The organism is Pseudomonas oryzihabitans (assembly GCF_032027545.1).
GTDB classification, from domain to species: Bacteria; Pseudomonadota; Gammaproteobacteria; order Pseudomonadales; family Pseudomonadaceae; genus Chryseomonas; species Chryseomonas oryzihabitans_F.
In genome coordinates this window covers 277,940-297,299 of sequence record NZ_JAVSJB010000003.1, presented here as the reverse complement: position 1 = coordinate 297,299, position 19,360 = coordinate 277,940, and the positions used below count along the sequence as shown (strand labels likewise).

Sequence of the window (19,360 nt, the reverse complement as noted above, 5' to 3'; positions counted from 1 at the left end):
CGATTCCTTCGATATTGATTAGATACTTTTTCCGCTTTCCATCGATACGTTTGCAGCTAGGCTTAGGCAAGGCTTTTTCAGGAGAGAAAAGCGATGCACTGGCGCAACGACGGCCTTCGTTACGGTCTGGTCAGTCTGGTTCTGCATTGGGTCATGGCCCTGGCGATCATCGCCATGTTCGCCTCCGGCCTGTGGATGCGTACCCTGGACTACTACGACACCTGGTATCACACCGCCCCCGAACTGCATAAGAGCGCCGGCATACTGCTGTTGATCGCCCTGGTGCTGCGCCTGCTCTGGCGCCTGGTCAGTCCGCCGCCGCCGGTGGAGGGCAGCCCCCTGGTGCGCCGTGCCGCGGGCATCGGCCACTTCCTGCTCTATGGGCTGATGCTCACCGTCATGGTGGCCGGCTACCTGATCTCCACCGCCGATGGCGTGGCCATCGATGTCTTCGGCTGGTTCAAGGTCCCGGCGACCCTGAGCGGGTTGCCGGATCAGGCCGACACCGCCGGCAATATCCACCTTTGGTTCGCCTGGACGTTGATCGTCCTCGCCGGTCTGCACGTGCTGGCCGCCCTCAAGCATCACTTCGTCGACCGCGATGGCACCCTGGTGCGTATGCTCGGGCGCGTGCACAACCCTTCCTGATCCTCCGCTTCCAACAACCACATGGAGCTTCATCCAATGCTGAAGAAAACCTTCGCCGCCCTGGCCCTGGGCACCGCTCTGCTGGGCGCCGGCCAAGCCATGGCCGCCGACTACAAGATCGACAAGCAAGGCCAGCACGCCTTCATCCAGTTCCGTATCCAGCACCTGGGCTACAGCTGGCTGTACGGCACCTTCAAGGACTTCGACGGCAACTTCAGCTTCGATGCCAAGGACCCGTCCGCCGACAAGGTCAAGGTGACCATCAACACCGACAGCGTCGACACCAACCACGCCGAGCGTGACAAGCACCTGCGCAGCGCTGACTTCCTCAACGTCGCCGCCCATCCCCAGGCCAGCTTCGAGTCGACCAAGGTCACCCCCACGGGCGACGGCACTGCCGACGTCACCGGCAACCTGACCCTGAACGGCGTGACCAAGCCGATCACCATCAAGGCCCACTTCATGGGCGAGGGCAAGGACCCGTGGGGCGGCTACCGCGCCGGCTTCGAGGGCACCACCACCCTCAAGCTCAAGGACTTCAACATCCAGAAGGACCTCGGTCCGAAGTCCCAGGAAGTGGAGTTCATGCTCTCCTTCGAAGGCGTGCGCCAGTAACGGGACGCCCTCAAGTTGTAACCAAAAATGCCGGATTCGTCCGGCATTTTTGTAGGTGGTCGTTTTCCCCGGCGCCGCTATGGTCGGGCCGTTCGCGCCTCAGAACTCGGCCCGGGCGCCATGGTCTGCTAGCCAGATCGGTCGCAGGGGGCCATCCTTGCGGGATTCAATCGTCCTCACAAGCAGTCGGACCGCCCTGGCGGGATACCCGAGCAGAGCGCTTGGGTTATTTACAAACACTCGTGAATGTATTTATATTGGTCTGATAATTATTCCTATGCTCGAGCCGGTGCGGATCCACAAGGCGCGCTGCGCATGCTCATTTCCCCCGCTTTCAAGGACTTTAGATATGCAGATCAAGCCGGTGCATGCCTTCTTCGCTCCCGCCCTGCTGGCCCTCGCCTTGGCTCTGGGTGCCTGCGGCAAGCAGGAGAACAAGGATCAGCAGCAACAGCAACAGAAACCCCCGGAAGTCGGCGTGGTGACCATCGAGCCACGCACCGTGACCCTGACCGACGAACTCCCCGGTCGTACCTCCGCCTTCCGTATCGCCGAGGTTCGCCCGCAGGTCAGCGGCATCCTGCTCAAGCGCAGTTTCACCGAAGGGGCCGACGTCAAGGCCGGCCAACAGCTCTATCAGATCGATCCGCGCACCTACGAAGCCAACGTCAATTCCGCCAAGGCCTCCCTGGCCCAGGCCCAGGCGACCCTGGCTTCCAACCGGCTCAAGGCCCAGCGCTATGGCGCCCTGGTCAAGGAGCAGGCGATCAGCAAGCAGGAAGCCGATGACGCCCTGTCCATGCAGCGGCAGAACGAAGCCCAGGTGGAATCGGCCAAGGCCGCCCTGCGCAACGCCGAGATCAACCTGGCCTACACCAAGGTCGCCGCGCCCATTTCCGGCCGTATCGGTCGCTCGATGATGACCGAAGGCGCCCTGGTCACTGCCGACCAGACCACCGCCCTGACCAGCATCACCCAGCTCGATCCCATCTATGTCGACGTGACCCAGTCCGCCACCGACCTGCTACGCCTGCGCCGCGAACTGGACAGCGGCCAGCTGCAGCGCGTCCAGGGCGAGAACGCGGCCGAGGTCAAGCTGATGCTGGAAGACGGCAGCGCCTACAGCCGTGCCGGCAAGCTCAAGTTCGCCGAGGTCTCGGTGGATCAGGGCACCGGCTCGGTGACTATCCGCGCCGAATTCCCCAACCCCGACAAGCTGCTGCTGCCCGGCATGTTCGTGCGTGCCCAGCTGCAGTCCGGCGTGCGCCAGAATGCGCTGCTGGTGCCGCAACAGGGCGTGACCCGCGACCTCAAGGGCCAGCCCACCGCCATGGTGGTCAACGGCGAAGGCAAGGTCGAGCAGCGGGTACTCAAGACCGAGCGCACCGTCGGTGCCGACTGGCTGGTCACCGATGGCCTGAAGGCTGGTGACAAGGTCATCACCGAAGGCCTGCAGAAGATCAAGCCCGGTGCCGCCGTCACCGCCAAGCCGGCGAGCAACATCGCCTCCGCCGAGCAGCAGCCGGCGGGTCAGGGTCAGTAAGGGGAGCGCCCGATGTCCAAGTTCTTCATCGACCGGCCCATCTTCGCCTGGGTGATCGCCCTGGTGATCATGCTCGCCGGCATCCTGTCGATCCTCAATCTGCCGATCAACCAGTACCCGAACATCGCGGCCCCGGCGGTCTCGATCCAGGTGAGCTACCCGGGCGCCTCGGCGCAGACGGTGCAGGACACCGTGGTCCAGGTCATCGAGCAGCAGATGAACGGGATCGACAACCTCAGGTACATCTCCTCGGAGTCCAACTCCGATGGCAGCATGACCATCATCGTGACCTTCAACCAGGGCACCAACTCCGACATCGCCCAGGTCCAGGTGCAGAACAAGCTGCAGCTGGCCACGCCGCTGCTGCCGCAGGAAGTCCAGCAGCAGGGCATGCGCGTCGCCAAGTACCAGCGCAACTTCATGATGGTGGTGGGCCTGGTGTCGAACGACCCCAGCCTGACCCGTGAAGACCTGTCCAACTACATCGTCTCCAACATGCGCGATCCCATCGCGCGGACCAGCGGTGTGGGTGACTTCCAGGTGTTCGGTGCCCAGTACGCCATGCGCATCTGGCTGGACCCGGCCAAGCTGGTGAAGTACCAGCTCACCCCGGTCGATGTCAGCAGCGCCATCCAGAGCCAGAACGTGCAGATCGCCTCCGGTCAGCTCGGCGGCCTGCCGGCGGTGCCGGGGCAGCAGCTCAACGCCACCATCATCGGCAAGACCCGCCTGACCAGTGTGGAGGAATTCGGCAAGATCTTCCTCAAGGTGGACCAGAGCGGGGCCCAGGTGCGCCTGCGCGACGTGGCGCGGATCGAACTGGGCGGCGAGAGCTACACCATCGACGCCCAGTTCGACGGCAAGCCGGCCTCCGGCATGGCCCTGCGCCTGGCCACGGGCGCCAACGCCCTGGACACCGCCAAGGCGGTCCGAGCGACCATCGAGCGGCTCAAGCCGTTCATGCCCCAGGGCATGGAAGTGGTCTATCCCTACGACACCACCCCGGTGGTGACCGCTTCCATCCATGAGGTGGTCAAGACCCTGGGCGAGGCGATTCTGCTGGTGTTCCTGGTGATGTTCCTGTTCCTGCAGAACTTCCGGGCCACCCTGATTCCCACCATCGCCGTACCCGTGGTGCTCCTGGGTACCTTCGCGGTGCTCCTGGCCGCCGGCTTCACCATCAACATCCTGACCATGTTCGGCATGGTGCTGGCCATCGGCTTGCTGGTGGACGACGCCATCGTGGTGGTGGAAAACGTCGAGCGGGTGATGGCCGAGGAGGGACTTTCGCCCAAGGAGGCCACCCGCAAGTCCATGGGCCAGATCCAGGGCGCCCTGGTGGGTATCGCCCTGGTGCTGTCGGCGGTATTCGTGCCCATGGCCTTCTTCGGCGGCTCCACCGGGGTGATCTATCGCCAGTTCTCCATCACCATCGTCTCCTCGATGGTGCTCTCGGTACTGGTGGCCCTGATCCTGACCCCGGCGCTGTGCGCCACCCTGCTCAAGCCGGTCAAGCAGGGTCATCACGAGAAGCGCGGTTTCTTCGGCTGGTTCAACCGCAAGTTCGAGAACGGCCAGCACCGCTACGAGCGCAGTGTGGCCGCGGTGATCCGCCACAAGGTGCCCTTCCTGCTGCTGTACGTGCTGATCGTCGGCGTCATGGTGTTCCTCTTCACCCGCATCCAGTCGTCCTTCCTGCCGGAAGAGGACCAGGGCGTGATCTTCGCCCAGGTCACCACGCCGCCGGGCTCCAGTGCCGAGCGGACGCAGAAGGTGCTCGACACCATGCGCGAGATGATGATGAAGAACGACTCGAGTGCGATCAGCTCGATGTTCACGGTCAACGGCTTCAACTTCGCCGGTCGTGGCCAGAGTTCGGGCTTGGCCTTCATCCAGCTCAAGCCCTGGGAAGATCGCCCGGACGCCAGGGACGGGGCTAGCGCCGTGGCCGGTCGCGCCATGGGCTACCTGTCGGGCATCAAGGACGCCATCGTCTATGCCATCGTCCCGCCGGCGGTACTGGAGCTGGGCAACGCCACCGGCTTCGACTTCTACCTGCAGGACCAGGGCGGCATCGGCCACGAGGCGCTGATGGCCGCGCGCAACCAGCTGCTCGGCATGGCCGCGCAGAATCCCAAGCTGATGCAGACCCGCCCCAACGGCCTCAACGACGAGCCGCAATACAAGCTCATCGTCGACGACGAGAAGGTGCGCGCCCTGGGCCTGTCGCAGAGCGACGTCAACCAGACGCTGTCTATCGGCTGGGCGTCCAGCTACGTCAACGACTTCATCGACCGTGGTCGGGTGAAGAAGGTGTACCTGCAGGGCGACGCCAGCGCGCGGATGAATCCCGAGGACTTCAGCAAATGGTACGTGCGCAACAGCGCCGGCGAGATGGTGCCGGTATCGGCCTTCGCCCGCGGCGAGTGGGTCTATGGCTCGCCCAAGCTGGAACGCTACAACGGCATCTCCTCGGTGGAGATCCTGGGTTCCGCGGCGCCCGGCTACAGTACCGGTGACGCCATGGCCGAGATCGAGCGCATGGCCAAGGACCTGCCACAGGGCGTGGGTGTCGCCTGGACCGGCCTGTCCTACGAGGAGCGCCTGTCGGGCTCCCAGGCACCGGCGCTCTATGCCCTGTCGCTGCTGGTGGTGTTCCTCTGCCTGGCGGCGCTGTACGAGAGCTGGTCGATCCCGATCGCGGTCATCCTGGTGGTGCCGCTGGGGGTGGTAGGGGCCTTGCTGGCCACCTATTTCCGCGGGCTGGCCAACGACGTCTTCTTCCAGGTCGGTCTGTTGACGACCATCGGCCTGGCAGCGAAGAACGCCATCCTGATCGTGGAATTCGCCAAGGAGCTGCACGAGGGCGGCAAGAACATCGTCGATGCGGCGGTGGAGGCCTCGCGCATGCGCTTGCGGCCGATCATCATGACTTCCATGGCCTTCATCCTGGGCGTGGTGCCCCTGGCGATCTCCTCGGGCGCGAGCTCCGGTAGCCAGCACGCCGTGGGTACCGGTGTGATCGGCGGCATGCTCACCGCCACGGTGCTGGCGATCTTCTGGATTCCCATGTTCTACGTGGTGGTCAGCGGCCTGTTCAAGGACAAGGCCACCAAGGAGCAGGAAGCCCATGGCAACGAAGGACACTGATATGAAGAAGTCTGTCTTGGCGGTGGTCGTGGGCATGCTGGCCGTTTCCGGCTGCAGCCTGATCCCCGATTACCAGCGGCCCAATGCGCCGGTGGAGAATGCCTGGCCCCACGGCCAGGCCTACGATGCCCTGACGGTCAACCGCGACCAGCAGGCGGCCGACATCGGCTGGCGCGATTTCTATCGCGATCCGGCGCTGCAGCGGCTGATCCAACTGTCGCTGGACAACAACCGCGACCTGCGCCAGGCCGCGCTGAACGTGCGGCTCTACCAGGCGCAGTACCGGGTGCAGCGCGCCGAGCTGTTTCCCGACATCGGGGTGACGGGTACTGGTACCCGAACCCGGACGCCGGAAGACCTGAGCCAGACCGCTGCCATCCAGCAACTGCTGGCGGGCAATGGCGGCAACGCCGGGGGTGGCGGTGGTGGCAGCATCAGCAGCCAGTACAGCGTTACCCTGGGCTTCACCTCCTATGAACTGGACCTGTTCGGTCGCCTGCGCAGCCTCAGCGAGCAGGCGCTGCTGAACTACTTCGCCACCAGCGAAGGACGTCGCAGTACCCAGATCTCGCTGGTCTCGGAAGTGGCCAACGCCTATTACGCCTGGCTCACCGACCAGCGCATGCTGCAGCTGACCCGGGATACCCTGGACGCCTACCAGCGCTCCTACGACCTGACCCGCCAGACCGTGGAGAACGGCGTGGCCAGCGGTCTGGACCTGCGCCAGTCGCGTACCGCGCTGGAAGGGGCGCGGGCGAACCTGGCCCAGTACACCCGCCAGGTGGCCCAGGATCGCAATGCCCTGGCCCTGTTGCTGGGCACCTCGATCCCGGCGGACCTGCCGCAGGGCAAGGGCCTGGATGGGACCGATCTGCTCGCCGACCTGCCGGCCAATTTGCCGTCGGACCTGCTGCAGAAACGTCCGGACATCCTCCAGTCCGAACTGCAACTGCGCGCGGCCAACGCCAACATCGGCGCAGCGCGGGCGGCCTTCTTTCCGAGCATCAGCCTGACTGCCCAAGGCGGCACGGCCAGTCGTGACCTGAACGGCTTGTTCGACGCCGGCTCCGGCTACTGGACCTTCTCGCCGAGCATCAACATCCCGATCTTCAACGCGGGTAGCCTCAAGGCCAGCCTGGATGCGGCCAAGATCCAGAAGGACATCAACGTCGCCACCTACGAGAAGTCGATCCAGACCGCCTTCCGTGAAGTGGCCGATGCCCTGGCGGCAAAAGGCACCTACGACGACCAGCTACAGGCCCAGCAGGACCTGGTGCAGGCCAGCCAGGAGTACTACGACCTGGCCAACCTGCGCTATCGCCAGGGGATCGACAACTACCTCACGGTGCTCGACGCCCAGCGCTCGCTATACAGCGCCCAGCAGCAGCTGATCACCGACCGGCTCAACCAGCTCAACAGCGGGGTCACCCTGTACAAGGCCCTCGGCGGTGGCTGGCTGGAACGCAGCCAGACGCGGCCGCCCTTGGCGGCCAAGCCGTAGCGCCTGGTTTGCGAAACGCCGGCCTCGTGCCGGCGTTTCTTTGTCCACCCCCCTCTCTATCGACGCCGCCGGGGCGCTGGGTATACTGCCCGCTGTCCCTTTCTTCCGGAGTCTCTGCATGCGCTATCGCCTGTTGCTCGGCCTGCTCGCCGCCACTGGTCTGACCCTGGTCGGTTGTGCCAGCAGCCCCCAGCAATTGAGTCCGCAACCCCAGATCACCGCGCCCATCGCCCCGGTCGGCCAGGGCCAGCCGGTCTCGGTCCGGGTGGTCGACGGGCGTTCCTCCTTCACCCTGGGTACCCGTGGCGGTCTCTATCCCGACACCAGCGTGGTGGTGGTGCAGAGCCAGGACGTGATTCCCAAGCTGCAGGCCGAGGCCGAGAAGGCGATCCGCCAGATGGGCTTCACCCCGTCGCCCAATGCCGGTCCTGGCGCGCCCCAGCTGACCCTGACCCTGGCCGAGCTGAACTACCAGTCGCCCAAGGAGCTTTACGTCACCGCCTCCGACGTCGCCGCCACCTTCCAGGTCGAGGTGCGCAACAGCCAGCGCGGCTACAAGGGCCGCTACGGCGCCAGCTTGAACCAGCGTTTCGGCATGGCGCCCAATGCCGAGGCCAACACCAAGCTGGTCAGCGATGTGCTGAGCGATGCCTTGACCCGGGTGTTCAAGGACCCGACCGTGGTCCAGGTGCTCAGCGGCCACTGAGGCCTGTCACCCATGAAAAAGCCCGGCATTGGCCGGGCTTTTTCATGGGCGGATGACCCCTATTCCAGGCCGGCCTGGACGCGGTATTTGTTCAGCACCGGCTGGGCGTACTGGCGTACCAGCTGCGCGCGGTACTCCGCCGGGCACTCGGCCAGGCGGCGCTCCCATTCGGCGCGGGCGGCTTCGATTTCCTCGGCCGCGAACAGCGTCTCGATGGCGGGCACGGCGAGCGTCGGATCCTGGCCGTCCCACGCGGCATAGGCCAGGTAGCTGGCCGGGAACAGCCGGTAGTTGCCGAGGATCTGCCGATCCATCTCCTGGGCCAGGGCCTTGGCATCCTCGAAGGCGCCGCTGACCGGCTCGCCGAAGGCCACGTGCACCCGGCCCTTGTAGCCGGTGATGCCCCGGGCGATGCTGACGTCGTCCTCGCCCGGCGCCTTGGTGTAGCTGCCAGTGGTGGCGCGGATGTGCAGCTCGCGGGCCTTGGCCTGGTCGCAGGGATCGAACTCGTAGCTGATGGATACCGGCACGATGTTCAGCGCCTTGACCAGCTCGGCGAAGGGCTCGTCCTTGCAGCTCATGTGGAACATCTTGAGGATGGCCGAATCGGTGCGGTCGTCGCCGTCCTTGGCCCGGCCTTCGGCCTGGGCGATCCAGATGGACTGGCCGTCCTGGCGGATCGAATGATTGATGTAGGCGGACAGCTGCTGGTACGCCGCCAGCTTCTCGCGCCGCCCGCTGATGGAGCGGTGTACGATGAAGCTCTTGTTCAGCCGCATCAGGTCGCTGACGAACGGCTTCTGCAGCAGGTTGTCGCCGATGGCGATGCGCGGCGTCGGCAGACCGGCGTGGTAGACGGCATAGTTGACGAAGGCCGGGTCCATCACGATGTCACGATGGTTGGCCAGGAACAGATAGGCGCGACCGCTGCGCAACTGGTCGATGCCGGAATAGGTGACGCCGTCCGAGGCCTTCTCGATGGCGCGATCCACATAGGGTTCGAGCTTGTCCTGCAGCGCGGCTACGCTTCGGATGTCGCCCAGCTCCTGGCGTAGGCGGGTGCGCAGCAGCGGGCGCACCACCCAGCCGAGTCCCTTGGACAGGCGCGGGAAGCGATAACCGGCCAGGATGGAGATGAAGTGGTCGTCGTCGATCAGGCGGGCCAGAACCCCGGGGACTTCCGCGTCGTTATAGGGTCGAATGGCTTCGAACTCGCCCATGGTGTTCTCTTGTAGAAATTCCGGCGGCCATAGTAGAGCGCGTGACGCCAGATGCAAGCGCCAGGGGCCGGATGGGCGCCAGTGGCGGCGAAGGGAGAGCGGAATAGATGCTGGAAAGCCAGGAATACGATTGCCCCTACTGCGGCGAGCCGGGCGAGGTGGTGCTGGACCTCAGCGGTGGCGACCAGGACTACTACGAGGACTGCGCCGTCTGCTGTCGACCGATCCGCTTCGGCCTGCATACCGATGGCGCCGACTGGACCCTCGAGGTCCGGCGGGAGGATGACTGATGCGGCGCATCTACGAGCCGGCCTCGCTGCACGAGGCCGAGTTGCTGCTGGCGGTGCTGGCCAGCGAAGGCATCGACGGCTTTCTCGCCGGTCGCCACCTGCTGGGTGCCATCGGCGACCTGCCCGCGGTGGGATTGCTCGGCCTGCTGGTCGAGGATGAGCAGGCCTCGCGCGCGCAAGCGCTGATCGCCGCGTACAATGCCGCCACGCCCCTGCCGGGAGAAGATACGTCGCCGGAGCAGGGCATCCTCCTCTGTTAGGTTCTGCACGAAAAGTGCCTGCGCATCGGTGATGCTTCGTTGAAAAACGCCTGGAACGCCAGCCCGGTCGTAATGCTCATTTACTACTTGTAAACTCCGCTTCCTCAGCCTTTTTCGCCTCGCCTGACCTTCGCTCGGCGACTTTTCGCATAGAACCTTGAAAGGTTTTCATGTCCGGACGCTACGCCCTGTTCCGTTGGCCCGCCGAATTCGCCGCCCTGCCAGGGTTTCCTGACCGGCATCCGCCGCGCTGGAACATCTCGCCCCACCAGCAGGTGCTGCTGCAGCGCCGCACGGCGGAGGGCGAGCGGGTCGACAGCGGTCGCTGGGGACTGACGCCGCCCTGGCTCACCGATTTCTCCCGCACCCCTACCCATGCCCGCGCCGAGAGTCTGGCCACCCAGCCGATGTTCCGCGAGGCCTTTCGCCTGCGCCGCTGCCTGCTGCCGGCCAATGGCTTCTACGAATGGCGCGGCAATCATCGCAAGCGGCCCTACTGGATGCTCAACGGCGAACCCCTGGCCTGGTTCGCTGCCCTCTGGGAAGCCTATCCGGCCGGTGATCAGGTCTGGCTGTCGACGGCCATGGTCACCCAGCCGGCCGGACCGCTGCGCCGGCCGATCCTGCTGGACGAGGCGGGGCGCGCCCTCTGGCTCGATCCGGAGAGTCCGCCCGAGGCCCTGCAGGCGTTGCTGGCGGCGGGCGGCATGCCGTTGCGCGAGCGGGTGCTGGCCGACATCGTCAACCGACCCGAGGTGGACGGGCCGGAGTGCCTAACACCGCTGTAACAAGGGTTGCCGCTTTCCTCGTTGCCCCTTCGCCAGGCTGCACCTACCATGTATCCGCCTCGATACCTGGAGATTCCCATGCGCCGTATCCTTCCCCTCGCGGGCCTGTCCTTGAGCCTGCTGCTGGTCGCCTGCCAGTCCGTCAACACCACTTCGAGTGGCACGGTGGGGGTGCAGCGCAAGCAGTACATGTTCAGCATGCTGTCCGAGCAACAAGTCAATCAGATGTACGCCCAGTCCTATGCCAAGACGGTCAACGAAGCCAAGGTGGCGGGCAAGCTGGCCAACGACACGGCGGATGGCAAGCGCGTCGCCGCCATTGCCAAGCGACTCATCCCGCAGACCGCGGCCTTCCGCCCGGACGCGGTGAACTGGGACTGGCAGGTCAACCTGGTGCAGAGCGACGAACTCAACGCCAACTGCGGTCCGGGCGGCAAGATCTTCGTCTACAGCGGCCTCATCGACCAGCTCAAGCTCACCGACGACGAACTGGCGGCGGTGATGGGCCACGAGATCGCCCACGCCCTGCGCGAACACAGCCGCGAGCAGATGTCGCGGGCCTATGCCATCCAGATGGGCGAGAACCTCGGCGGCGCCCTGCTGGGAGTCGGCCAGGGCGGCATGCAGCTGGCCGACCAGGTCTCCCAGGTAGCCCTGACCCTGCCGTTCAGCCGTGGCAACGAGAACGAGGCCGACCTCATCGGCCTGGAACTGGCCGCCCGTGCGGGCTACAACCCCAATGCGGCTCTCACCCTTTGGCAGAAGATGGCCCAGGCCAGCCAGGGCAACCAGCCGGCTGAATTCCTCAGCACCCACCCCTCCGACGCCAGCCGCACCAAGGCGCTGCAGGCGGCGATTCCCAAGGTGATGCCGCTCTACGAGGCAGCGAAGAAGGGCTGATTCGGGCCAGGTCTCGACGGCTGTCGCTTTCTCACCCCAACCCTCTCCCAGGGGAGAGGGTGCTGGTTGGGTGCCTGTTCCTAGAACAGGAAGTATCGCTGCGCCATGGGCAGCACCTCGGCCGGTTCGCACCAGAGCAACTGGCCGTCGGCCTTGACCTGGTAGTTCTGCGGATCGACCTCGATGGTCGGTAGGTAGTCGTTGTGGATGAGGTCGCTCTTCTGCGCGGTGCGGCAGCCTTTCACCACCCCGATGCGCTTCTTCAGCCCCAGTTGCTCGGGCACCCCGGCCTCGAAGGCCGCCTGGCTGATGAAGGTCAGGCTGGTGTCGTGGAGCATGCCGGCGTAGCTGCCGAACATGGGGCGGTAGTGCACCGGCTGAGGGGTGGGGATAGAGGCGTTGGCGTCGCCCATCAGGCTCGCGGCGATGGCGCCACCCTTGAGGATCAGCGTCGGCTTGACGCCGAAGAAGGCCGGGCGCCAGAGCACCAGGTCGGCGAACTTGCCCACCTCGATGGAGCCCACCTCGTGGCTGATGCCGTGGGTGATGGCCGGGTTGATGGTGTACTTGGCGATGTAGCGCTTGACCCGGAAGTTGTCGTTGCCGGCGCCATCCTCAGGCAGCGGGCCGCGCTGCTTCTTCATCTTGTCGGCGGTCTGCCAGGTGCGGGTGATGACCTCGCCGACGCGGCCCATGGCCTGGCTGTCGGAGCTGATCATGGCGAAGGCGCCGAGGTCGTGGAGGATGTCCTCGGCGGCGATGGTCTCGCGGCGGATGCGACTCTCGGCGAAGGCCACGTCCTCGGCGATGCTCGGGTCCAGGTGGTGGCAGACCATGAGCATGTCCAGGTGCTCGTCGATGGTGTTCTTGGTGAAGGGCCGCGTCGGGTTGGTGGAGCTGGGCAGCACGTTGGGGAAGCCGCAGGCCTTGATGATGTCCGGCGCGTGGCCGCCACCGGCACCCTCGGTGTGGTAGGTGTGGATGGTGCGGCCCTTGAAGGCACCCAGGGTGGTCTCGACGAAGCCGGATTCGTTGAGGGTGTCGGTGTGGATGGCCACCTGGATGTCGAAGCGATCGGCCACCGCCAGGCAGTTGTCGATGGCGGCGGGGGTGGTGCCCCAGTCCTCGTGCAGTTTCAAGCCGATGGCGCCGGCGCGAACCTGTTCTTCCAGCGGCCCGGGCAGGCTGGCGTTGCCCTTGCCGGTGAAGCCGATGTTCATCGGGAAGGCGTCGGCGGCCTTGAGCATCTGCGCCATGTGCCAGGGACCGGGGGTCACGGTGGTGGCATAGGTGCCGGTGGCCGGCCCGGTGCCGCCACCGATCATGGTGGTGGTGCCGCTCATGAGCGCCTCTTCGATCTGCTGCGGGCAGATGAAGTGGATGTGGGAGTCGATGCCACCGGCGGTGAGGATCATGCCCTCGCCGGCGATGACCTCGGTGGCGGCGCCGATGGGCACGCTGACACCGGGCTGGATATCCGGGTTGCCGGCCTTGCCGATGGCATGGATGCGACCGTTCTTGAGCCCGACGTCGGCCTTGACGATGCCCCAGTGATCGACGATCAGGGCATTGGTGATGACGGTATCCACCACCTCGGCGGCGAGTAGCTGGCTCTGGCCCATGCCGTCGCGGATGACCTTGCCGCCACCGAATTTCACTTCTTCGCCATAGACGGTGTGGTCCTGCTCGACCTCGATCCAGAGATCGGTATCGGCCAGGCGCACCCGGTCGCCGGTGGTGGGGCCGAACATGTCGGCATAGGCTTGGCGGGAGATTTTCATAGGTGTGAATCCCGAATAAGGGTGGTCCGGTTTGCCCTCTCCCCGGCCCTCTCCCGGAGGGAGAGGGGGAAGAGCGAGTGGCACGGTATCTGTTCTCGAGCCCCCTCTCCCCCTGGGAGAGGGTTGGGGTGAGGGGCCCGCCCCTACAACTTGCCCATCACCCGCCCGGCGAAGCCGTAGACGGTACGCAGGCCTGCCAGCTCCACCAGTTCCACCTCGCGGCTCTGCCCTGGCTCGAAGCGTACGGCGGTGCCGGCGGCGATGTTCAGGCGCATGCCGCGGGCCAGGGCGCGATCGAACAGCAGGGCGTCGTTGGTCTCGTGGAAGTGGTAGTGGGAACCCACCTGGATCGGCCGGTCGCCGCTGTTGGCGACGGTGAGGCTCAAGGTGCGGCGGCCGGCGTTGAGTTCGATGTCGCCGTCCTGGATCTGGTATTCGCCGGGGATCATGGGCGTTGCTCCAGCATGAGTTGCATGAAGGTGAGGTCCAGCCAGCGACCGAACTTGGTGCCGACCTGGGGCATCTGCCCGGTGGTGAGGAAGCCCAGGCGTTCGTGCAGGCGGATGGAGGCCAGGTTGCCGCTCTCGATGGCGGCCACCATCACGTGCTTGTCGCAGGCGCGGGCGCGTTCGATGAGCACCGTCATCAGCCGCGGGCCGATGCCCTGGCCGCGCTGGTCGTTGCGTACGTAGACCGAGTGCTCGACGGTGTGGCGAAAGCCATCGAAGGGCCGCCAGTCGCCGAAGGCGGCGTAGCCCACTACCTCGCCTTCGGCGTTCTCGGCCACCAGGATGGGGTAACCCTGGTCGGCGCGCAGGTCGAACCAGGCCTGGCGGTTGGCCAGGTCGACGAGGTTGTCGTTCCAGATCGCCGTGGTGTTGGCCACGGCATCGTTGTAGATGGCCAGGACCGCCGGCAGGTCGGCGGGCGTGGCGTCGCGGACGATCAGGCTCATGTGGCCTCCCTAGGCGATGGGCTGGTGGACGGTGACCAGCTTGGTGCCGTCGGGGAAGGTGGCCTCCACCTGGATCTCCGGGATCATTTCCGGGACGCCTTCCATCACCTGGTCGCGGGTCAGCAGGGTGGTGCCGTAGTGCATCAACTCGGCCACGGTGCGCCCGTCGCGGGCGCCTTCGAGCAGGGCGGCGGAGATCAGCGCCATGGCTTCCGGGTAGTTGAGCTTCACACCGCGCGCCAGGCGGCGCTCGGCCACCAGGCCGGCGGTGAAGATGAGCAGCTTGTCTTTTTCGCGGGGCGTCAGGTCCATGGGTGTTCCGGTTTGGCAGGTTCGGTCAAGGGAAGTCGGTCGATCATCGCGGCCACGGGCCGCTCCTACAAGAGCGTTGCGGCCTCAGGTGCTCCAGATCCGCGGTGGCATGGCTACGCGGCCGAGCAGGGCCGGGCGCAGCAGGCGCCAGACTTCGATCAGCCAGGCGCGGGCCTGCAGCGATTCGGCGGCCAGGCAGCGGGCGACCACCAGGCCGGGCAACTGGGTCAGGTCACCGCGTACCGGCAGGGTGAGCGCGCGGCAGCGTTCCAGGGTGTCGGCGTCCAGGGTGCCGGTGATCAGCAGGGTGGCGAACACTGGTTGACCGGCGAGGCCGATGGGCGAGTCCAGCAGGCGATCCGCACCGATGAGACGCTGGCGTTCGTGCCACAGTGGAGTACCGTCGCGACGGATGTCCAGGTGCGCCTGGAACAGGCCCTCGGTGAAGCGCTCGGCACTGGCCGGACGACCCAGGGCGACGATGTCCCAGTAGCAGAGGCGGGCGTCACCTTCCAGCTCGATGCGGGTGGCGAGATGGGCCTGGGCGCCGGAGAAGACGATGGTCTCCTGGGGCAGCCATTCCAGGGTGGCGCCAGCGGCGACGCGTAGCTCGATCTGTTGGTGCGCTGCGCTGCCGGCGCGATACCACTTGGCTGCCCCCGGGCTGGTGAGCTGGGCCCAGGCTGTCTTGCCGACGCTGACCTCGATGTCCAGCCGATCACCGCCGGCGATGCCGCCTGGCGGGTGCACCAGGATGTGCTGGCAGACCTCGGGGCCTTCGGCGTGGAGGTGCTTCTGCACCCGCAAGGGGCCGAGGTGGCGGCGGGTGGTGGGGCGGGTCCAGTCACCCTGGCGGGCATAGGCCAGCTCCAGGCGCGCCAGCCAGGCCGGGGTGAAGAGGGCAGGGGGCAGGGCGGAGGTCATCGTGGGGTGGTTTCGTTGTTCTGGTTGGGGCGGTTTGGGTTGGCCTTGCAAGAATCTGACCGGGTGGATGGGATTGGGTGGGTGTTGGTGTTTGGATTGTTGTTGGGTGTCCTGGTTGATTACCAGTTGTTCGGCGGGTTTTCGTTTCGCTCACCTGGGCGAGTTGCTTTTGGCTGTTCGGTAGGTTGGTGTTGAGCGCAGCGAAGTCCAACAAGTCGCAGTTGATATTAGGTGCCTTAGCTGATTATCGAGTGCTTTGATGGTTTTTGTTTCGCCCACCCGGGCGACTCACTTTTTTCAGTCGCGAAAAAAGTAAGCAAAAACGCTTGCCCCGGTCATCCGGCCCTCCGCTACGCTGCGGGTCCGCTCACGCCAGCGCCGTTCCGGGGTCGGTCCAGACGGGCCGTCCATGGCCCGCTGGACCTCTCGCCGCCTCCATGCGGCTCGACCCCTGCACGGCGCTGGCGTGAGCCCTCCTGAACGGAGCGACTCGCTAGCCTGAAAGTTTCGGTTGAAGAGCCGTAACCGTCCGTAGCGTGGACAACGGCGAAGCCTTGTCCACCATGTTCAGCACTTCGCATAGCGGAAAACACTGCGGTTTTCCAGGCTACAAATCCTGTGAACACCGAACTCTCAGGCTGGCGCCCCGTCCCCGTCAGTGAGGCCGAGTGTAGGTGTCGCGGAGGGGGATGTGAGGCAGGAAGCCGAGCAAGGCGCGAGGGGCAGGATGCCCCTTCGTGCCGTGCCCCTGGAGCGGCACCGGGGCGAGGGGACCCGGAGCGTAGCGTAGGGCCGAAACGTGGGGACAGCGTTTTTGGTTACTTTTGTCCGGGGCGCGCAGCCGCGACTGGCAAAAGTGACTCGCCCGGGTGGGCGAAACAGAATCTCCCCCAAAAATTCGATAAGCAGCCAGAACACCGATAAGCCAGACCTGAAGCACTGTAATGCTGGACTTCGCTGCGCTCAGCGCCAACCCACGTCAGTTGGCGTTCGGCGCGCCGACCCTTTCCTACGAAATTCCCCGCCACTGCCTCGGACTTACCTGAAACCACCGCCGAAACGCCCGCGAAAAGGCGCTCGTCTCCGAGTACCCGAGCAGCGGAGCCAGGTCGGTGACCGGCAGTCGCTGCCGGAGGTAGTGCTGCGCCAGATCGCGGCGGACGCCCTCGACCAGGGCCGAGAAGCTCGCGCCCTGGTCGCGCAGGCGGCGTTGCAGCTGGCTGGTGGAGAGGTCCAGGCGCTGGGCGATGGTCTCCAGGCTGGGTTCGCCCAGGGGCAGCGCCAGGCGTACCGAGGCGCGGACTTCTTCGAGCAGTTCCACCTGCGGCAGGCGCTGGCCGAGTTGGCGAATGGCGTCCTGCACCACCAGGAGCAGCAGCGGATCGTGGTCGGGCATGGCCCGGCCGCGCAGGTCGGCCTTGGGTACCAGCATGGCGTTGCACGAGTGGCCGAAGCTGACCGGGGCGTCGAACAGCCGCCGGTGTTCGTGCCAGCCCTCGGGGCGCGGGTGTTCGAACTGCACCGCGCGCGGCGCCCAGGTCGGGCCGAGCACGTGGCGTAGCAAATTGAGCAGCATGCCCAGGGTCAGTTCGGCGTCCTGGCGGCGGGCGACGATGGCGCCGTGGCGGACCTGGTAGTCGAAGCGCCAGCAGTCGCCGGCGTCCACCAGCCGGATCAGGGTGCTGTGCTGATGGAAGGGAAAGGCGGCGGCGAAGTTCTGTAGCGCCGCTTCGGCGGTGGGCGAGCAGAGCCCCACGTAGCCCAGTAGTCCCAGCATCTGCGGTTTGAATTGCTGGCCGTAGTGCAGGCCGAAATTGTCGCAGCCGGACTGGGCGGCGGCTTCCTCCAACACCCGGCAGTAGTTGCCCAATCCCAGGCTCAGGGTGGGGTGCTGCAATTGCTCGGGATCGATACCGGCGGTACCGAAGATGCGGTCCACGTCGCCACCGTGGCTGGCGATGACGGCATCCAGACCGCTGGCGGCAGCGGAGAGCACGCCGAGGTTGCGCGACGGTGAGGTCAGGGCGGCGAAGCCGGAGGCGGCCAGGGGCATGGGTGGGGTCCATGGAGAGATTAGGCACGGATGAAGCAAAGGCTGTGCCCCTGGGCGAGGAATGTCCGCTGGGGACCGCCAAGACGCCGAGGGTTTCACGGTATTACGGCCCTTGGCATGCCTCATCGTAGGGCGGCTTCCGTGGAGGTGCACTCTGGTGGTGCGGTCTCGGGTAGCACGCTGGGAAGAGGGGTAACGCCGACTTGACCTGAGGTCGCAGCGACCGTGCTGACGGGTCAAGTCGGCGTAGCCCCAGGCTCGCTAAGCTCGAAAAAGCCGGGCATCGCGGGATCGCGGTTGCCCATTCGGATCACGTCGCTACAAGGGGAGTGGCCTGTCATGACCAACGAGAAACTCAAGCCGACCCTCGGCACCCTGCATCTCTGGGGTATCGCCGTGGGCCTGGTGATCTCCGGGGAATACTTCGGCTGGAGCTACGGCTGGGGCGTCGCCGGGACCCTGGGCTTTCTGATCACCGCCCTGGTGGTGGCGGTGATGTACACCTGCTTCATCTTCAGCTTCACCGAATTGACCACCGCCATTCCCCATGCGGGAGGCCCCTTCGCCTACAGCCGGCGGGCCTTCGGTCCGGTCGGCGGCACCCTCGCCGGGATCGCGACGCTGATCGAATTCGTCTTCGCCCCGCCGGCCATCGCCATGGCCATCGGCGCCTATCTCAACGTGCAGTTTCCCACCCTCGATCCCAAGCTCTGCGCGGTGGCGGCCTACTTCATCTTCATGACCCTGAATATCCTCGGGGTGAGCATCGCCGCCACCTTCGAGCTGGTGGTCACGGTGCTGGCGGTGATCGAGTTGCTGATCTTCATGGGCGTGGTGGCGCCGGGCTTCAGCCTGGCCAACTTCACCAGCGGCGGCTGGGCGGGCCAGGATCAGTTTTCCCTGGCCGCGGTGGGTGGCATGTTCGCCGCCATTCCCTTCGCCATCTGGTTCTTCCTCGCCATCGAGGGCGCGGCCATGGCCGCCGAGGAAGCCAAGGACCCCAAGCGCACCATTCCCAAGGCCTACATCGCCGGCATCCTCACCCTGGTGACCCTGGCCATCGGCGTGATGATCTTTGCCGGCGGCGTGGGCGACTGGCGTGCCCTGTCCAACATCAACGACCCGCTGCCCCAGGCCATGAAGGGCGTGGTGGGCGATAACTCGATGTGGCTGCACCTGCTGGTGGGCATCGGCCTGTTCGGCCTGGTGGCCAGCTTCCACGGCATCATCCTCGGCTACTCGCGGCAGTTCTTCGCCCTGGCCCGGGCCGGCTTCCTGCCCCATGGCCTGGCCAAGCTGTCGCGCTTCCAGACGCCGCACCGCGCGGTGCTGGCCGGTGGCGTGGTGGGCATCGCCGCCATCTTCAGCGACGGTGTGGTCAGCCTGCAGGGCATGACCCTGACCGCCGCCATGATCACCATGAGCGTGTTCGGCGCCATCGTCATGTACATCATGAGCATGCTCAGCCTGTTCAAGCTGCGCCGTAGCGAGCCCAACCTGGAACGCACCTTCCGCGCCCCCGGCTATCCGGTGGTGCCGGCCATCGCCCTGGTGCTGGCAGTGGTCTGCCTGATCGCCATGGTCTGGTACAACACCGTCATCGCCGTGGTGTTCCTGGGCCTGATGGTGATAGGGGCGCTGGTCTGCGGTCTCAGCCGTAGACAGGGCAACATCGCCCCCGACGCCGCCTTCGGCGAGGCCTGAGCAACGCGAC

Annotated in this window: 18 protein-coding genes; 11 read left to right on the top strand and 7 right to left on the bottom strand. The window is 65.8% G+C overall.

Going from position 1 to position 19,360, the window contains the following annotated elements; translation table 11 throughout:
* Positions 1 to 93 precede the first annotated feature (93 nt).
* From RND78_RS06305 to RND78_RS06280, 6 genes are all read left to right on the top strand, one after another.
* Entirely contained in the window at positions 94 to 648 is a 555-nt protein-coding gene (locus RND78_RS06305) for a cytochrome b (protein ID WP_312726911.1), read from the top strand.
* A 36-nt stretch (positions 649 to 684) separates the two neighbouring features.
* Positions 685 to 1,263 carry a YceI family protein gene (locus RND78_RS06300; RefSeq protein WP_059229815.1) on the top strand — a complete coding sequence of 193 codons (579 nt, stop codon included), beginning with the start codon at positions 685 to 687 and terminating at the stop codon, positions 1,261 to 1,263.
* A gap of 349 nt (positions 1,264 to 1,612) precedes the next feature.
* Complete coding sequence (locus tag RND78_RS06295; protein WP_312726910.1) at positions 1,613 to 2,806, top strand: efflux RND transporter periplasmic adaptor subunit; 1,194 nt, start codon at positions 1,613 to 1,615, stop codon at positions 2,804 to 2,806.
* Between the two features lie 12 nt (positions 2,807 to 2,818).
* Complete coding sequence (locus RND78_RS06290) at positions 2,819 to 5,956, top strand: efflux RND transporter permease subunit (RefSeq protein WP_312726909.1); 3,138 nt, start codon at positions 2,819 to 2,821, stop codon at positions 5,954 to 5,956.
* Position 5,957: 1 nt separating this feature from the next.
* Positions 5,958 to 7,457 carry an AdeC/AdeK/OprM family multidrug efflux complex outer membrane factor gene (adeC, locus tag RND78_RS06285; RefSeq protein ID WP_312726908.1) on the top strand — a complete coding sequence of 500 codons (1,500 nt, stop codon included), beginning with the start codon at positions 5,958 to 5,960 and terminating at the stop codon, positions 7,455 to 7,457.
* A gap of 118 nt (positions 7,458 to 7,575) precedes the next feature.
* The gene (locus RND78_RS06280) at positions 7,576 to 8,163 is read left to right on the top strand and encodes a YajG family lipoprotein (RefSeq protein ID WP_312726907.1); all 588 of its coding nucleotides are present in this window, start codon (positions 7,576 to 7,578) and stop codon (positions 8,161 to 8,163) included.
* Positions 8,164 to 8,222: 59 nt separating this feature from the next.
* Here the strand turns inward: RND78_RS06280 and RND78_RS06275 are convergent, their stop codons facing one another.
* Positions 8,223 to 9,383, bottom strand: a complete 1,161-nt coding sequence (locus tag RND78_RS06275; protein WP_312726906.1) for a 1-acyl-sn-glycerol-3-phosphate acyltransferase — start codon at positions 9,381 to 9,383, stop codon at positions 8,223 to 8,225.
* A 107-nt stretch (positions 9,384 to 9,490) separates the two neighbouring features.
* Here RND78_RS06275 and RND78_RS06270 point away from each other — a divergent pair, with 107 nt between their 5' ends.
* From RND78_RS06270 to RND78_RS06255, 4 genes are all read left to right on the top strand, one after another.
* Positions 9,491 to 9,673: a CPXCG motif-containing cysteine-rich protein gene (locus RND78_RS06270; RefSeq protein ID WP_312726905.1), complete on the top strand. Its 183-nt coding sequence runs from the start codon at positions 9,491 to 9,493 to the stop codon at positions 9,671 to 9,673.
* The gene (locus RND78_RS06265) at positions 9,673 to 9,933 is read left to right on the top strand and encodes a putative signal transducing protein (protein ID WP_312726904.1); all 261 of its coding nucleotides are present in this window, start codon (positions 9,673 to 9,675) and stop codon (positions 9,931 to 9,933) included. The genes RND78_RS06270 and RND78_RS06265 overlap by 1 nt, the downstream gene beginning before the upstream one ends.
* A 170-nt stretch (positions 9,934 to 10,103) precedes the next feature.
* A complete protein-coding gene (locus RND78_RS06260) occupies positions 10,104 to 10,721 on the top strand; it encodes an SOS response-associated peptidase (RefSeq protein ID WP_312726903.1) in 618 nt (205 codons plus the stop codon).
* A 78-nt stretch (positions 10,722 to 10,799) separates the two neighbouring features.
* Complete coding sequence (locus tag RND78_RS06255; protein ID WP_312726902.1) at positions 10,800 to 11,621, top strand: M48 family metallopeptidase; 822 nt, start codon at positions 10,800 to 10,802, stop codon at positions 11,619 to 11,621.
* 80 nt (positions 11,622 to 11,701) lie between these two features.
* Here the strand turns inward: RND78_RS06255 and ureC are convergent, their stop codons facing one another.
* The 6 genes from ureC to RND78_RS06225 all read right to left on the bottom strand — a co-directional run bounded on the left by ureC (position 11,702) and on the right by RND78_RS06225 (position 17,646).
* Entirely contained in the window at positions 11,702 to 13,402 is a 1,701-nt protein-coding gene (ureC, locus tag RND78_RS06250) for an urease subunit alpha (protein WP_312726901.1), read from the bottom strand.
* A 143-nt stretch (positions 13,403 to 13,545) separates the two neighbouring features.
* Positions 13,546 to 13,851 carry an urease subunit beta gene (locus RND78_RS06245; protein ID WP_064307547.1) on the bottom strand — a complete coding sequence of 102 codons (306 nt, stop codon included), beginning with the start codon at positions 13,849 to 13,851 and terminating at the stop codon, positions 13,546 to 13,548.
* The gene (locus RND78_RS06240; protein WP_312726898.1) at positions 13,848 to 14,357 is read right to left on the bottom strand and encodes an N-acetyltransferase family protein; all 510 of its coding nucleotides are present in this window, start codon (positions 14,355 to 14,357) and stop codon (positions 13,848 to 13,850) included. Before RND78_RS06240 ends, RND78_RS06245 begins: the two co-directional genes overlap by 4 nt.
* A gap of 9 nt (positions 14,358 to 14,366) precedes the next feature.
* Positions 14,367 to 14,669 (bottom strand): urease subunit gamma, encoded by a 303-nt coding sequence (gene ureA, locus RND78_RS06235; protein WP_007162996.1) that lies wholly within the window; start codon positions 14,667 to 14,669, stop codon positions 14,367 to 14,369.
* A gap of 84 nt (positions 14,670 to 14,753) precedes the next feature.
* The gene (locus RND78_RS06230) at positions 14,754 to 15,593 is read right to left on the bottom strand and encodes an urease accessory protein UreD (RefSeq protein ID WP_312726897.1); all 840 of its coding nucleotides are present in this window, start codon (positions 15,591 to 15,593) and stop codon (positions 14,754 to 14,756) included.
* Positions 15,594 to 16,602: 1,009 nt separating this feature from the next.
* Entirely contained in the window at positions 16,603 to 17,646 is a 1,044-nt protein-coding gene (locus tag RND78_RS06225; RefSeq protein WP_312726896.1) for an AraC family transcriptional regulator, read from the bottom strand.
* A gap of 339 nt (positions 17,647 to 17,985) precedes the next feature.
* On the opposite strand from RND78_RS06225, the gene eat reads away from it, so the two are divergent.
* Positions 17,986 to 19,350 carry an ethanolamine permease gene (gene eat / locus RND78_RS06220; RefSeq protein ID WP_312726895.1) on the top strand — a complete coding sequence of 455 codons (1,365 nt, stop codon included), beginning with the start codon at positions 17,986 to 17,988 and terminating at the stop codon, positions 19,348 to 19,350.
* Positions 19,351 to 19,360 lie beyond the last annotated feature (10 nt).